At 60.6% G+C, this 12,983-nt stretch carries 13 protein-coding genes; 3 read left to right on the top strand and 10 right to left on the bottom strand.

What is annotated here, in order from left to right; genetic code table 11:
- Window positions 1-9: 9 nt before the first annotated feature.
- From arfA to leuS, 4 genes are all read right to left on the bottom strand, one after another.
- Window positions 10-174 carry an alternative ribosome rescue factor ArfA gene (gene arfA / locus KGA85_RS09430; RefSeq protein WP_007990624.1) on the bottom strand — a complete coding sequence of 55 codons (165 nt, stop codon included), beginning with the start codon at window positions 172-174 and terminating at the stop codon, window positions 10-12.
- A gap of 210 nt (window positions 175-384) precedes the next feature.
- Window positions 385-1,422 carry a DNA polymerase III subunit delta gene (gene holA / locus KGA85_RS09435; RefSeq protein WP_223543077.1) on the bottom strand — a complete coding sequence of 346 codons (1,038 nt, stop codon included), beginning with the start codon at window positions 1,420-1,422 and terminating at the stop codon, window positions 385-387.
- Window positions 1,423-1,461: 39 nt separating this feature from the next.
- Window positions 1,462-2,067 carry an LPS assembly lipoprotein LptE gene (lptE, locus tag KGA85_RS09440; protein ID WP_223453582.1) on the bottom strand — a complete coding sequence of 202 codons (606 nt, stop codon included), beginning with the start codon at window positions 2,065-2,067 and terminating at the stop codon, window positions 1,462-1,464.
- Window positions 2,068-2,154: 87 nt separating this feature from the next.
- A complete protein-coding gene (gene leuS, locus KGA85_RS09445; RefSeq protein WP_223453580.1) occupies window positions 2,155-4,761 on the bottom strand; it encodes a leucine--tRNA ligase in 2,607 nt (868 codons plus the stop codon).
- A gap of 281 nt (window positions 4,762-5,042) precedes the next feature.
- Between leuS and KGA85_RS09450 the strand changes: the two genes are divergently transcribed.
- Together KGA85_RS09450 and KGA85_RS09455 are read left to right on the top strand one after the other, a co-directional pair.
- Entirely contained in the window at window positions 5,043-5,363 is a 321-nt protein-coding gene (locus KGA85_RS09450; protein WP_223453579.1) for a hypothetical protein, read from the top strand.
- Between the two features lie 104 nt (window positions 5,364-5,467).
- Window positions 5,468-6,229, top strand: coding sequence for a YdcF family protein (locus KGA85_RS09455; protein WP_223453577.1), 762 nt, complete (start codon window positions 5,468-5,470; stop codon window positions 6,227-6,229).
- 48 nt (window positions 6,230-6,277) lie between these two features.
- Here KGA85_RS09455 and lnt read toward each other — a convergent pair whose 3' ends face one another.
- The 5 genes from lnt to miaB all read right to left on the bottom strand — a co-directional run bounded on the left by lnt (window position 6,278) and on the right by miaB (window position 11,692).
- Window positions 6,278-7,801 (bottom strand): apolipoprotein N-acyltransferase, encoded by a 1,524-nt coding sequence (gene lnt, locus KGA85_RS09460; protein ID WP_223532906.1) that lies wholly within the window; start codon window positions 7,799-7,801, stop codon window positions 6,278-6,280.
- Window positions 7,802-7,809: 8 nt separating this feature from the next.
- On the bottom strand, window positions 7,810-8,649 hold the full coding sequence (locus KGA85_RS09465) for an HlyC/CorC family transporter (RefSeq protein WP_027924283.1): 840 nt from the start codon (window positions 8,647-8,649) through the stop codon (window positions 7,810-7,812).
- A 5-nt stretch (window positions 8,650-8,654) separates the two neighbouring features.
- Entirely contained in the window at window positions 8,655-9,149 is a 495-nt protein-coding gene (ybeY, locus tag KGA85_RS09470) for an rRNA maturation RNase YbeY (protein WP_223453573.1), read from the bottom strand.
- Window positions 9,142-10,149 (bottom strand): PhoH family protein, encoded by a 1,008-nt coding sequence (locus KGA85_RS09475; protein WP_008022966.1) that lies wholly within the window; start codon window positions 10,147-10,149, stop codon window positions 9,142-9,144. Before KGA85_RS09475 ends, ybeY begins: the two co-directional genes overlap by 8 nt.
- Window positions 10,150-10,363: 214 nt before the next feature.
- Window positions 10,364-11,692, bottom strand: coding sequence for a tRNA (N6-isopentenyl adenosine(37)-C2)-methylthiotransferase MiaB (gene miaB, locus KGA85_RS09480; protein WP_223453571.1), 1,329 nt, complete (start codon window positions 11,690-11,692; stop codon window positions 10,364-10,366).
- Window positions 11,693-11,825: 133 nt separating this feature from the next.
- Here miaB and KGA85_RS09485 point away from each other — a divergent pair, with 133 nt between their 5' ends.
- The gene (locus KGA85_RS09485) at window positions 11,826-12,155 is read left to right on the top strand and encodes a DUF1820 family protein (RefSeq protein WP_008052403.1); all 330 of its coding nucleotides are present in this window, start codon (window positions 11,826-11,828) and stop codon (window positions 12,153-12,155) included.
- Window positions 12,156-12,344: 189 nt separating this feature from the next.
- Here the strand turns inward: KGA85_RS09485 and KGA85_RS09490 are convergent, their stop codons facing one another.
- A complete protein-coding gene (locus KGA85_RS09490; RefSeq protein ID WP_223453569.1) occupies window positions 12,345-12,899 on the bottom strand; it encodes a tetratricopeptide repeat protein in 555 nt (184 codons plus the stop codon).
- Window positions 12,900-12,983: the final 84 nt, after the last annotated feature.

Raw genomic sequence — 12,983 nt, forward strand, 5'->3', positions numbered from 1 at the left:
TGTTCTGCTTTACGCAGCCAGAAAGTAAGAAGCCTCCCAGCTGTCAGACTGGAAGGCTTCGCGGCGGTAGCTGCCTTTGCCCTTGGCCGGGCGTTCCTGGCGGCTGCGGAACAATGGCTGGGCGATGATGGATTTGGCCTTGTTGGGGCCATGCTTTGATGGCTTTTTGCTCATGATGATGCCTCGCAAGTGAGTGGTTTTTGCGGGGCAAATCATCGGCCGAAGTTGGGGGGATGTCTAGTCCCTTGTGGCGAGGGGGCTTGCCCCCGTTCGGCTGCGGAGCAGCCGTAGAACCGGAGTGTGCGGTGTGCCTGGAAGAACTCAGTAACGAATGGGGGCCGCTTCGCGCCCCAACGGGGGCAAGCCCCCTCGCCACAGAAAGCCTTACTCGGCAGGTAACGACAATCTTTGCCCGGCCATCAACAACGTCAACCGGCTCAGGCTCATCCACGGCGAACCGGCTGCCTGGCCCTTGATCTGCGCGTCGATGCGTTGTGCTTCGAGCAGCAGTTGCGCCCAGCGTTGCGCCGAGTAGCGTTGCAGGGCTTTGCTCATCAACGGTTTACGTTTGTCCCAGACCGGAGGTTTGGCCTGGCTGAAGGCCTTGTCCAGCGGCGTACCCTGGCTGTACTGCAGGGAAATATTGGCCAGCAGGCGCAACTCCCGGGCCAGGGCCCAGAGAATCACCGGCGGCTCGACACCTTCACCGCGCAACCCTTCAAGCATGCGCAAGGCATGGGCCGCTTCGCCATTGAGCACCGCATCGGTCAGGCCGAAGACATCGAAGCGCGCACTGTCGGCCACCGCAGCCTGCACGGTTTCAACGGTGATCTGACCGCCTTCGGCCATCAGCTTGAGCTTTTCGATTTCCTGGGCGGCGGCCAGCAAGTTGCCCTCGACCCGCGCGGCGATCAGCTCAACAGCGTCCTGGCTGGCGGAAAGCCCGGCTTGGGACAGGCGTTGGCGGATCCAGCTTGGCAACTGGGCGACATCGACAGGCCAGATCTGCACGAACTGGGTTTGCTGTCCTTCGACCAGCGCTTTGCCCCACTTGGTTTTCTGCGCGCTGCCATCGAGCTTCGGCAAGCTGATCAGCAGTATGGTGTCTTCGGCCGGGCGCGAGCAGTACTCGATAAGCGCGGCGGCACCTTTGTCGCCGGGTTTGCCGGAAGGCAGGCGCAGTTCCAGCAGGCGCTTTTCGGCGAACAACGACATGCTGGCACCGGCTTGCAGCAACGTCCCCCAGTCGAAACTGGCGTCGGCGGCAAACACCTGGCGTTCATCGAATCCCTGCTGGCGGGCGGCAGCGCGAATAGTGTCGGCCGCCTCCTGGCACAGCAGCGGGTCATCGCCGCTGATGATATAGACCGGCGCAAGGGTGCCTTGCAGGTGTTTGGCGAGTTGGGCGGGGGCGAGCTTCATAAGAGAGGGCGAACGGGGCGCTCGGGCGCCCCGTAAGTCTTACTGCTGCGGCAGTTCGATAGGCGACTGGCGCGGGGTTTCCGCTTCAGTCTTGCGTGCTGCTTCCAGTGCCGCGGCGTCTGCCTTGGCCTTGGCTTCGGCAGTCTGCTGCAACTGATCCAGTTGGCCAGGGCTCAGTTGTTGCAGACGCAGCAACATGCGTTGAACCAGCTCGCGGCGGGCTTCTGTCCGGGCCGTTGCGGCTTCCTGGTCGGAACCCACCAGGTTGTTGCCGTCGTGCATGTAGATTTTCTGCACTTCAAGCTTGTCGCTCATCAGTGGCAGGTCACCGCGACCACGGATGTCGTAGTTCAATACGGTGGTCACCTGGTACTCGCCAGCACGACCGGCACCGGCGTAGCTGAGGATGCGCTGGGTTTCCTGCTCACTGGTCAGCACCAGTTTGTAAGGTGCGCCGGTGTAGACCTTGACGCCGCTGCCTTCCAGTGCCTGACGCAACTGGGTCACGGTTTCGCCATAGGCGTTACGGGCACTCAGGTCGAGTTCCTTGATTGCCAGTTCGTTGGTGTCGGTGCCTCGCAGCTGGAAACCGCAGGCGCTCAGCAGAACCGCGAGGCCCATCACCAGCAGATTGCGTTTGATCATCTTGTTGCTCCCCTTGAAACCATGTGGGCCGATCGAGCGGCCCGAAAGGTTTTGTCCGGCGCCAGGCTCGCCTGGCGCCTGCTCCAATTAGCTGGCGACGATATTGACCAGTTTCCCGGGCACTACGATCACTTTACGAATGGTCAGACCATCGACGAAACGCAGGACGTTTTCGTTGGCACGGGCGGCGGCTTCGACTTCTTCGCGGCTGGCGCTGGCCGGCATTTCGATGTGACCACGCAGTTTGCCGTTGACCTGAATCACCAACTGCAGGCTGTCCTGTACCAAAGCGCTGTCATCCACCACCGGCCAACCGGCGTCGATCACAGGATCAGCGTGACCCAGTTGATTCCACAGCTCGTGGCTAATGTGCGGCGTGATTGGAGCCAGCAGCAGAATCACGGTTTCCAGGCCTTCGTGAATCAGTGCGCGATCCTGTTCGGTGCCTTGCGCGGCTTTTTCCAGCACGTTCATCAGCGTCATCACCTGAGCGATGGCGGTGTTGAATTTGTGGTTCTGGCCGACGTCCTGGCTGGCCTGCTTGATGGCCAGGTGGATCGAACGACGAACGGCTTTCTGCTCGTCATTCAGGCTGGCGACGTCCAGTTTGCCTGGCAGGCCCTGAGTGACGTGGGCTTGAGCCAGACGCCAGACGCGCTTGAGGAAACGGTGCGAACCTTCGACGCCGGAGTCGGACCATTCCGCGCTCATGTCCGGTGGCGAGGCGAACATCATGAACAGGCGGCAGGTGTCTGCGCCGAACTGGTCGATCATCGACTGTGGGTCGACGCCGTTGTTCTTTGACTTGGCCATCTTCTCGGTGCCGCCGATTTCCACCGGCAAGCCGTCAGCTTTCAGCTTGGCGCTGATAACCTTGGCCTTGCTGTCACGCTCAAGCTCGACGTCCGCCGGGTTGAACCAGGTGTAAGCGCCATTGGCTTCGCGGCGATAGTACGTCTCGGCGATCACCATGCCCTGGGTCAGCAGGTTCTTGAACGGCTCGTTGGAGCTCACCAGGCCTTCGTCGCGCATCAGCTTGTGGAAGAAGCGCGCATAGAGCAGGTGAAGAATCGCGTGTTCGATACCGCCGATGTACTGATCCACCGGCAGCCAGTGGTCGGCCGCCGATTTTTCCACCAGGCCACCTTCAAAGTGCGGCGAGGCGTAACGGGCGTAGTACCACGAGGACTCGACGAAGGTGTCCATGGTGTCGGTTTCACGCTTGGCAGGCTGGCCGCATTTAGGGCAGCTGCACTCGTAGAACTCGGGCATGCGCGCCAGTGGCGAACCGGCGCCGTCGGGTACGACGTCTTCCGGCAGCACGACAGGCAGTTGATCTTCCGGTACCGGCACATCACCGCAAGTGTCGCAGTGGATGATCGGGATCGGGCAGCCCCAGTAACGTTGACGGCTGATGCCCCAGTCGCGCAGGCGGAACTGGGTGCGTGAGGCGCCCAGTTCTTTCTTGATCAGCGCGACTTCGATGGCGTCGAAGGCGCCCGCGAAGTCGAGGCCATCGAACTCGCCGGAATTGATCAGCGTGCCGTACTCGCCGTAGGCGTCTTGCCATGGGGCCGGGTTGCTGTCACCGGAACTGGTGCGCACTACCGATTTAACCGGCAGGTTGTACTTGTGGGCGAATTCGAAATCGCGCTCGTCGTGGGCCGGAACCGCCATCACCGCGCCGTCGCCGTAGTGCATCAGCACATAGTTGGCGACCCATACTGGCAGTTTTTCGCCGGTCAGTGGGTGCTCGACGAACAGGCCGGTCGGCAGGCCTTTTTTCTCCTGGGTGGCGACGTCGGCTTCGGCCACGCTGCCGCCCTTGCATTCAGCGATGAACGCTTGCAGCTCAGGATTGTTCAGTGCGGCCAGGGTAGCCAGGTGGTGTTCGGCAGCGACGGCGACGTAGGTCGCACCCATCAGGGTGTCCGGACGGGTGGTGAAGACTTTCAGCACGCCCGCTTCGCCGATGGAATCGACGTTGTACGGGAACTGCACTTCCATGCCGCGGGACTTGCCGATCCAGTTGCGCTGCATGGTCTTGACCTGTTCAGGCCAGCCAGTCAGCTCGTCGAGGCTCTCCAGCAGCTCATCCGCGTAGGCGGTGATCTTGAAGTAGTACATCGGGATTTCGCGCTTTTCGATCAGCGCGCCGGAACGCCAGCCGCGACCGTCGATCACTTGTTCGTTGGCCAGGACGGTCTGGTCGACCGGGTCCCAGTTCACGGTGCCGCTTTTCTTGTAAATCACGCCTTTTTCGAACAGGCGAGTGAACAGCCATTGTTCCCAGCGGTAGTAATCAGGCTTGCAGGTGGTCACTTCGCGCGACCAGTCCACCGCCAGGCCCAGGCTGCGCAGCTGGGATTTCATGTAGGCGATGTTTTCGTAGGTCCATTTGGCGGGCGCTACGTTGTTCTTCATTGCGGCGTTTTCCGCCGGCATGCCGAAGGCGTCCCAACCCATGGGTTGCAGAACGTTCTTGCCTTGCATGCGCTGGTAGCGGGAGATCACGTCGCCGATGGTGTAGTTGCGCACGTGCCCCATGTGTAGCTTGCCGCTGGGGTAAGGGAACATCGACAGGCAGTAGTAAGTCTCCTTGCCTGGCTGTTCACTGACTTCAAAGGACTTTTGCTCGTCCCAGAACGACTGGGCGGCGGCTTCGATTTCACGGGGCTGATATTGTTCGTGCATGGCTACTTTTGAACTGAATAGGGGTGGCCTAATCCTCTTCAATGCAACGCTGGACGCTGATCTCGCCACATTGGCGTTTTCGATGCCCAGCCGAGCTGGAAGTGGAGTTACAGGAAGCGCCGTAGCATACATGACCGCGCTCTACCGAGGGAAACCCTGATTGTTGCCGCACGTCCTGCAAAAACCGCTGCGAGGGCCGTTGGTCGCGGCGTTCAGCCGGTTTGTTCATGGAAGCTAAGCTCTAACTGGGGAGTAGGTCTTATCTTCCAATGAGGTGAGGGATGGTTGAGTCTCAGCAAAAAGCTACAAAACCGGAGCTGTACGAAAGGCTGATCGATCGGTTGGCCTTGGCCCTGGATGCGGCAAAAACCGCTGGCCGGTTGCGCGACGAACGCCCTCTGGAACTGGAACTGCGCGGCCTGAGCCCCGCAGAGTTTGCACTTGTCAAGGCGTATCTGGATCGCAGCGAGCGTGAGACACACGGATGCTTGTCAGAGGCAATAAAGCAACTCGACGCACCACGTTCGGCCAAGATCATCTGGCTCAAGGACAAGGTTCCCGGCAGAGACGCGGTAAAGGTCCGGTCTTTGCAGTTCAAATAGGGCACAGAGCCGTACTCCATGGTTTTTTGAAGCATAGTCCTCCTGTATTGATTGTCGCATTGCGCGAACCCACTTAGGCTTCGGGCATCTCCGGGAGATGCTCGATGCCTTTTCGTTATTTCGTGAAACAACTTCTTTTGCCACCCGGCATTCTATTGCTGCTGCTTTTGCTCGCCTGGTGGTTGCGCCGCTCAAGGCCAAGGCTTGCCGGTGCGTGCTTTGCTCTGGGGCTGGGTGGCTTCTGGCTGATGAGCCTGCCGGTGGTGGTGCAGTGGAGTGCCGGCCTGCTCGAGCGTGAGCCACCGCTGGCCCGCGATGAATGGGCAATCCTGGGGCAGCGCGCGGACGCGATCGTGGTCCTCGGCTCGGGGCGCGAGCGCGGTGATGCGGCCTGGGGGGCCGACCAGCCCACGGGTATCGGCCTGGAACGCCAGCGCTTTGCCGCGCGGCTGACCAAGGCTTCCGGCTTGCCGGTACTGACCAGCGGCGGCTTGCATTACGGCACTCCGCCCAGCGAGGCGCAGATAATGGCTGACTCCTTGCGTGACGATTTTGGCGTGACCGTGCGCTGGCAGGAAGGGCGCAGCCGCACGACCTGGGAAAATGCGCAGTTCAGCGCCGAGGTGTTGCTGCCACAGGGTATCAAGCGTGTGGTACTCGTGACCCAGGCCTGGCATATGCCACGAGCGGTCTGGAGTTTTCGCAAGGCCGGGTTTGAGGTGGTACCGGCGCCAGTAGGGTTTCTGGGCGGCGACAATGCGCAGCCACTGGGTGGCTGGATGCCGGAGTTCAAGGCGATCTGGCAGAACGGGCAGTTGATGAACGAGGCGGTGGGGCAGGTCGGTTATTCGCTTTTCTATCGCTAAGCGCTAATCCCTGTGGCGAGAGAGCAAGCTCCCTCGCCACAAATGATTTCAGACGGTCTTGGCCATCCGGCTCGCAATCAGCGCCCAGCCAAACAACAACACGCAGAGAATGAGCAATGGCCACGAACGCCATTCCAGGTACGGCGTGAGGTTGTGCATCGGCACCACTTCGCCATACAGGATGCCGCGTTCGAACTGCGGGATCTGATCGGTAATCTGACCGAACGGGTTGATCAGGCCGGATACGCCGTTGTTGGTGGCGCGGATCATCCAGCGGCCGGCCTCCAGTGCACGCATCTGCGCCATCTGCAGGTGTTGCAGCGGGCCGATGGAGGTGCCGAACCAGGTGTCGTTGCTGATGGTCAGCAACAGGTCGCTGCGGGCGGCAAGGCTGGCGGCGAACTCCGGATAAACCACTTCATAGCAGATGAACGGCGCGATCTGATAACCCTTGGCCTGCAGCAGAGGCTGGTCGGCCGGGCCGCGGGCAAAGTCAGACATCGGCAGGTCGAAGAATGCGATCAGCCCGCGCAGCACATCCTGCAGCGGAACATATTCACCAAACGGCACCAGTTTTTGCTTGAGGTAAGTGCCGTCGCCTTCACCGGTAACGGTGATGCCATTGAAAAAGCGCTTCTCGTGGCGTACCTCCATGCGGACCGGGACACCGGTAATGAACGCCGATTTACGTTCGGCCGCGAAGTTGCCCATCATGTTCAGGTAGCCCTCGGCGGACTCCTTGAGCACCGGAATGGCCGTTTCCGGCCAGATGAGAAGATCGACGCGCCTGGAGCTGAAACTCATGTCGCGGTACAACGCCAGTTGCGCATTGAGCTGCGCCGGGTCCCACTTCATGCTCTGCTCGATGTTGCCCTGAATGGCGGCGACGCTCAGTGGCGGGCCTGACGGGCTGGTCCAGGCATGATGTTTGAGGGCCATGCCGAGCAGCCATGGACCGACCAACAGCAATGCTCCGGCAGCGATGAAGCCTTTGCGCCCCATGCGAACCAGGCGCAAGCCGTTGTAGATCAACGCAGCTGTCAGCGCCAGGGTGAAGGAAATCAGCCACATCCCGCCGATAGGGGCGAGCCCGGCCAGCGGGCCATCGAGCTGGCTGTAACCGGAATACAGCCACGGGAAACCTGTCAGGAACCAGCCGCGGAAGGCCTCCTGGCCGACCCACAGCGCCGCGAAGGCCAAGGCATCGGCCAGCGGCGCCTCATTTCGGCGCAGCCAGCGCGCCCAGATCCAGGCGGGCAGGGCAAAGAACCAGGCAATCGCCGCTGTGAAGAGCAGCATCAGGAAACCGGCCAGCAATACCGACGCGCCGCCGAAGTGGTGAATGCTGTAGTAGATCCAGCTGGTGCCGGCACCGAACAGGCCGAAACCGAAACACCAGCCGCGCCCCAGTGCCTGACGTGGGCTCAGCTCGCGCAGACCCGCATAGAACAGGCCGACGGCGAGCAGTGCCAGTGGCCAGATATCGAACGGCGCCAGGGCCAGTGTGGTGATTGCACCGGCCGCCACGGCCAGCAGGTTACCGGGCCAGCCGGGGCGGGTTGTCCAGCGCATTTCAATCCTTAGCGAGCAATGGGCGTCAGGCGAAGCAAGTGAATCCGACGGCTGTCGGCGTTCAGGATGCGGAAACGGTACGGGCCGATTTCAGTGATTTCGTTACGTTTTGGCAAATGCCCGAACGCGCTCATCACCAGGCCGCCAACGGTGTCGAATTCGTCGTCGGAGAACTCGCTGTCGAAAAACTCGTTGAAGTTCTCGATCGGCGTCAGGGCCTTGATCAGGAAATCACCGCTGGGCAGCGGCTTGATGTAGCTGTCTTCCTCGACGTCGTGTTCGTCTTCGATGTCGCCGACGATTTGCTCCAGCACGTCTTCGATGGTCACCAGGCCTGCCACGCCGCCGTACTCGTCGATGACGATGGCCATGTGGTTGTGGTTGGCGCGAAATTCGCGCAGCAGCACGTTAAGGCGCTTGGACTCCGGCACGAAGGTGGCCGGGCGCAGCAGGTCCTTGATGTTGAAGCTGTCGCCGTTCTCCTTGAGGATCAACGGCAGCAAGTCCTTGGCCAGCAACACGCCCATCACGTCATCGTGGCTTTCGCCGATCACCGGATAGCGGGAGTGGGCCGAGTCGACCACGGCAGGCAGGAACTCGCGGGGTGTCTGGGTCGCCTTGATGCTGACCATTTGCGAGCGCGGGACCATGATGTCCCGGACCTGCAAGTCAGCCACCTGGATGGCGCCTTCGACGATGGCCAGCGCTTCGCTGTCCAGCAGTTTGTTCTGGTGTGCATCGCGCAGCAGCTCCAGCAGCTCCTGGCGGTTTTTCGGCTCGTGGGCAAAAGCCTGGGTGAGCTTACCCAGCCATGACTTCTGCCCGTTGCTCGATCGATCTTCGCTCATAGCGATTACTCTGAATCCTTTGTTGTTTCGGTAGGGGATAAATCGGCTTCGTCGTCCGCGTACGGATCGGGAAAGCCCAGTTCTGCAAGCAACGTTCGTTCCAGTGCTTCCATTTCTTCGGCTTCGTCGTCATCAATATGGTCGTAACCAAGCAGATGCAAGCAGCCGTGAATCACCAGGTGTGCCCAATGGGCCTTGAGTTCCTTGCCTTGCTCGGCGGCTTCACGCTCGACCACGGCCACGCAGATCACCAGATCGCCTAGCAGCGGGATGTCGAGGAACTCATCCGGCACATCGGCCGGGAATGACAAGACGTTAGTTGCGTAATCCTTTTGCCGCCAGGTGTGGTTCAGCTCGCGTCCTTCGGCTTCGTCGACCAGACGAATGGTCATCTCCGAATCGGCGGTGCGCTGACGCAAAGCCAGTTCGCACCACTGGCGGAACTCGGCTTCGCTGGGGGCGCAGGCTTCGGTGGCGATTTGCAGGTCAAGCTCAAGCATCGCGGCGGCTATCCTTGGCGGCGGCATCATCGGCCGCTTTGGTTTCGAAGCGCTCGTAGGCTTCAACGATGCGCTGCACCAGTGGATGGCGCACGACGTCCTTGGGCTGGAAATGGGTGAAACTGATCCCCGGCACATCCTTGAGCACTTCAATAACATGGTGCAGGCCGGACTTGGTGCCGCGTGGCAGGTCGACCTGGGTGATGTCCCCGGTGATGACGGCCGTGGAGCCGAAGCCGATCCGGGTCAGGAACATCTTCATTTGCTCGACCGTGGTGTTCTGGCTTTCGTCGAGAATGATGAAGCTGTTGTTCAGCGTACGGCCGCGCATGTAGGCCAGTGGCGCGACTTCGATCACCTGGCGCTCGATCAACTTGGCGACGTATTCGAAGCCGAGCATTTCGTAGAGCGCGTCGTAGAGCGGACGCAGGTACGGGTCGATTTTTTGCGACAGGTCGCCGGGCAGGAAGCCGAGTTTTTCACCCGCTTCGACCGCGGGACGAACCAGCAGGATGCGGCGAATCTGCTCGCGCTCCAGTGCATCCACCGCGCAGGCCACAGCCAGGTAGGTCTTGCCGGTACCGGCCGGGCCGATGCCGAAGTTGATATCGTTACCGAGGATTTCCTTCACGTAGCGCAGCTGATTCAAGCCACGGGGGCGAATCATGCCTTTCTTGGTGCGAAGGGCCACGGACGGTTCGGCGGGGGAGTGGTTGTCCAGCTGCTCGACGGCCGATTCCTGCAGGAACAGGTGCACCATGTCCGGCGACAGCTCGGTACCCTTGGTTTCCCGGTACAGGCGGCGCAGGAGGTTTTCCGCGGAGGTGGTGTGTTTGGGTTCGCCGATCAGCTCGAACTGATTTCCGCGATTGCGGATCTCGATGGTCAGTCGCTGTTCGATCAAGCGCAAATGCTCGTCGAATTGCCCGCACAGATTGGCGAAGCGACGAGCTTCAAAAGGCTCGAGAATGAAACGATGTGGTTCTATGGGTGCGTTCAAGGTCGTATTTAGCCGCCCTGGGGCAATAGTGATGAATCAAGGATAGCGCCAGTGGCGTGGGTACGAAAGCTCTTATGCAGACCAAGTTAATTCACTGGCCTGGCGCTGTCCCTGTGGGAGCGGGCTTGCTCGCGAAGAGGGTGTGTCAGTCGACAATAATGTAGCTGACAGACCGCATTCGCGAGCAAGCCCGCTCCCACAGGGATCTTCGGTGTTACTGGACCAGCGAACCCCGCAGCGAGTGCGGCTGCGCGGCATCGATGTGCACGTCCGCGAACTGGCCGATCAGGGTCGGATTGTCACAGCGGAAGTTGACGATACGGTTATTCTCGGTCCGGCCTTGCAGCTCGCCCGGGTCTTTTTTCGAGTAATCGGTCACCAGGATCCGCTGGATCGAGCCGACCATTTGTCGGCTGATCTCGAAACCTTGCTGGTTCAAGCGATGCTGCAGGGCATTCAGGCGTTCTTTTTTCAGCTCTTCCGGGGTGTCATCGGCCAAGTCGGCGGCTGGTGTGCCCGGGCGCTGGCTGTAGACGAACGAGTAGGAAAAGTCGAAGCCGACGTCGGCAATCAGCTTCATGGTTTGTTCGAAGTCTTTTTCGGTCTCGCCCGGAAAGCCGACGATGAAGTCCGAGCTGATGCAGATCCCCGGCACGGCGGCCCGCAGCTTGCGCAGTTTGGATTTGTATTCCAGCGCGGTGTGGTTGCGCTTCATCGCGGCAAGGATGCGGTCCGAGCCCGATTGCACCGGCAAGTGCAGGTGCTTGACCAGCTCCGGCACGTCGGCGTGGGCCTGGATCAGGCTGTCGGAGAACTCCAGTGGGTGCGACGTGGTGTAACGGATGCGGTCGATGCCGTCGACCGCGGCGACCACGCGGATCAGCTCGGCCAGATCCGCCAGGCGCCCGTCATGGGTGAGGCCACGATAGCCGTTGACGTTTTGCCCCAGCAGCGTCACTTCGCGCACACCGTTTTCGGCCAGGTGAATGATCTCGGCAAGCACGTCGTCGAACGGCCGGCTGACCTCTTCGCCACGGGTGTAGGGCACCACGCAGAACGTGCAGTATTTGCTGCAACCTTCCATCACCGACACGTAAGCGCTCGGGCCGTCGATGCGGGGCTCGGGCAAATGGTCGAATTTTTCGATTTCCGGGAACGAGACGTCGACTTGCGGCAGTTTGCTGGTGCGCGCGGCGTCGATCATTTCCGGCAGGCGGTGCAGGGTCTGCGGGCCGAAGACCACGTCGACATAGGGGGCGCGATCACGGATGGCTGCGCCCTCCTGGCTGGCCACGCAACCGCCGACGGCGATCACCATGTCCGGGTTGGCCAGCTTCAGTTCGCGCCAGCGGCCGAGCTGGGAATAGACGCGATCCTGGGCACGTTCGCGGATCGAGCAGGTGTTGAGCAGGATCACGTCGGCGTCTTCAGCGCGGGCGGTGACTTCCAGGGCCTGATGTTCGCCCAGCAGATCGACCATGCGCGAGCTGTCGTACTCGTTCATCTGGCAACCGTGGGTTTCGATGTAAAGCTTCTTGGCCATGGAAAGAGTCATCACGTGATTCAAAGAACCGCGCATTATAGGGAACCTGTACCCAGGTTCCTACCGCTGCGCGTCCGATGGCTATGCTATAGTTCGCGCCCTCATTTTTATCCCCCGATGTATTTCGCCTGCCATGACCAAACGTGAAGCTCCAATCTACAAGGTGATTTTCCTCAACCAGGGCCAGGTGTTCGAAATGTACGCCAAGCAGATCTATCAAAGTGATCTGTGGGGCTTTCTGGAAGTGGAAGAGTTCGTCTTTGGCGAGCGCACGCAAGTGGTCGTCGATCCAAGCGAAGAAAAGCTCAAGGCCCAGTTCGAAGGCGTGGTGCGCAGTTTTGTGCCGATGCATTCGATCGTGCGTATCGACGAAGTCGAGCGTATGGGAACACCGAAAATCAGCGAAGCCCGTGGCGCGGTCGGCAATGTGATGCCGTTTCCGATGCCGATGCCTGAGAAGTAAGCGGTTTGCCTGATGGCTGAAGGGGCTTGTTGTGGCGAGGGAGCTTGCTCCCGCTCGGCTGCGAAGCAGTCGCAAGACCGAAACGCGCGGTGTGCCAGGCAGAGTGTGATTGCAGGATTTAGGGCCGCTTCGCGCCCCAGCGGGAGCAAGCTCCCTCGCCACAACAAGCCACCCCGCAGTCAGAAGTGCTCAGGGCAGTGGCGCGAAAGGCGTACGCCCGTCAGCGCTCTGCAATTCCATCAAATATTTACGGAAGATTTGCCCGAGCACCTGGGTAGCAAGCTCCAGTTCTTCGCGGGGCATCTTTTCGGTGACTTCGTCGGCGGTGTCCAGTGCGTCTTCGGCGCCGTTGACCGCCGCCATCTTCAGCAGGATGTACGCCTGAACGTTATTGGCCGGCACGCCTTCGCCGTGGAAGAACATGGTGCCGAGTTTGAATTGCGCCTGGGCGTGGCCTTGCAGCGAGGCTTTTTCGAAATAGCTCAGGGCTTGATTGAGGTCGCGTGGGGCGTTTTTGCCTTCGTAGTAGAACTCACCCAGCTCGTATTGCGCTTGCGCATCCCCTTCTTCCGACGCTTTCTGGCAGGCGGTGAGTGCCTGTTCCAGGTCTTGCGGTTGGGTATTGAGGGTGCAGCGACCCATCGCTGGGATTAACAACGAGTTGCCGCCTGCTTGTGCGTGCGCGAGCAGGGGCTGAAGAAGCAACAGGCAGCCCAGTGCAAGGGTGCGGCCGGTGCGGTTCATGGGAATCGACTTACCTCTGAAGGGCGCGCGGACCCATCGAGGGATCCAATAAGCGCGCATTATGAAATAAGCAGGGGCAACCTT

It is taken from the genome of Pseudomonas sp. GL-B-12 (assembly GCF_019955895.1).
Taxonomy (GTDB): domain Bacteria; phylum Pseudomonadota; class Gammaproteobacteria; order Pseudomonadales; family Pseudomonadaceae; genus Aquipseudomonas.